The organism is Lysinibacillus halotolerans (assembly GCF_003711845.1).
In the GTDB taxonomy this organism is placed as follows: domain Bacteria; phylum Bacillota; class Bacilli; order Bacillales_A; family Planococcaceae; genus Ureibacillus; species Ureibacillus halotolerans.
Map to the genome: position 1 here is coordinate 1 of NZ_RHLQ01000100.1, position 1,733 is coordinate 1,733.

Consider the following 1,733-nt stretch of genomic DNA (forward strand, 5'->3'; position numbering starts at 1 on the left):
ACACAATTAATGTAGCGGGGACTTGGGGTGACTGGCAAGTCTATTTTTTTTGCACAAAATTAGTGAAGGACTCTGCATTTTTCCTTTGCAAAGCTCTGCATTTTTATTTTGCCATACACAAGAATGTAAATATTGCCCTAAATTTGTATTCTCTCCTGCAATCAATGAACGTGAAGAAGCAATAAAATGGCTAAGCGATTTATCAAAACACCTTGAAGAAAAGATACATGAATCTATCGAATTAATGAAAGACTTATCAAACTCATTAGCTTCCACATTTCGACAAGGAAATTCAGATTTACTAAAAAGTACATCGAAACAATTAGTAACTTATATGGATCAGAAGGTAATAATCGAATATGCATTGATGGAGACAAATGATTATGAATAGAAAAATTAAAAGAGAACCTGGTAGACCACAAAATTGTACAAATGAAGAATTAAAACAACTAGCTTTAGAAATTAAATATAAAAATCACGGTATTAAACTAACCCCCTCTTTACTCGAGAAAGAAACATCTATTGGTAGAAATACTTGGAGTAGGAGGATGAAGGATTATATTAATGAATTAAATAATCCTATTTTAACCACCCCATCATCAGAGGAAGAGATTATGTTCCCAAGTATTGAATAAATATTTAAAAAATATGAAGGAAATGAAATAGCCTTAAAGAATGAGTTATTAAATTTTCAGATTTTATTTTATGATTTATATAATGAATTACAGAAGTATAAAGAAAAGGAAAAAAAATATAATGACTTTTTAGAAAAAGTCGATACCCTTAAAGTTGAATTGAACAAACAGAAAAAAAGAGCTTCCCATTATGAACAGCTTTATAATCAATTAACTGTTTCAAGTATATTCCCTCATTTGCAAGAAAGTACAAAATCATCATTGCAAAAACATAATATCAAAGAAAATCTTATTAGTTTAGACAATTATAAGAATAAATGGGGTAACATTGATAAACTTGAAGATTTTTTTCCTGACTTGTCTCATGGGGATAATAACAAAATAAAGAAACAAGAAGACATTAAAAACGAAAATTTTAAAAAATTACAAAATGAATTTGATTTATAAGAAGTTGGTTTGAAACAAACCTCATATGTAAATAAGTTTACTTAAACCTCTCTCACTTAGGTAGGATTGTTTTCCTATAAACTTATAAGATTTTCACATTAAAAAACCATCAAATGAAGCAGAAATTATTTACTTCTTTAATCACTAATTACTTAAGATAAACCCCTTTTATAAAAGAGTGGTATTAAACTAGCTGATGGTGTTTTCATCCATTCAGACAATATCACTCTTTAATTTCAAAGTTAATCAGAAAATGGGATACTATACAAAGTCACTTTATGGAAATTGTTAGATAACGCACCACAATTTAATTTTTCTTTGTCATTTTATAATTAAAAAGTTTTAGTCATGGAAATCATGATATCATACGATAATAAATAATATTAAAATCTAATACAATAATTATCGTTATAATTGAACTAAAAAAGATGACGTATACAAAGTATAGACATCATCTTCTTAAAGATTCCTTAACCCACTAAGTAAAATTTTTGCCTTCAACTTATTTTACTAGTAGACAGGCAGTAAAAACTGAATCGGTTACACTAAGTTGGACAGATACTATAAGGGCTAGTAGACTTAACATACTAACCTAAAGGGAGCCTGCTATTATGCCACGTCAACGTCGAACTTTTACAACAAAATTCAAAT

At 28.2% G+C, this 1,733-nt stretch carries 3 protein-coding genes; all 3 read left to right on the forward strand.

From position 1 onward, the window contains the following. Window positions 1-85: 85 nt before the first annotated feature. The 3 genes from EC501_RS18255 (at window position 86) to EC501_RS18265 (ending at window position 1,082) form a co-directional block, all read left to right on the forward strand. On the forward strand, window positions 86-391 hold the full coding sequence (locus EC501_RS18255) for a hypothetical protein (RefSeq protein WP_122973758.1): 306 nt from the start codon (window positions 86-88) through the stop codon (window positions 389-391). After that, complete coding sequence (locus tag EC501_RS18260; RefSeq protein WP_122973759.1) at window positions 384-635, forward strand: hypothetical protein; 252 nt, start codon at window positions 384-386, stop codon at window positions 633-635. Before EC501_RS18255 ends, EC501_RS18260 begins: the two co-directional genes overlap by 8 nt. A 159-nt stretch (window positions 636-794) precedes the next feature. Further along, a complete protein-coding gene (locus tag EC501_RS18265; RefSeq protein WP_122973760.1) occupies window positions 795-1,082 on the forward strand; it encodes a hypothetical protein in 288 nt (95 codons plus the stop codon). Window positions 1,083-1,733: the final 651 nt, after the last annotated feature.

Excerpts from the sequence above, each read along its gene's own strand:
- EC501_RS18260 (WP_122973759.1), top strand. The coding sequence starts at position 384 with ATGAATAGAAAAATTAAAAGAGAACCTGGTAGACCACAAAATTGTACA.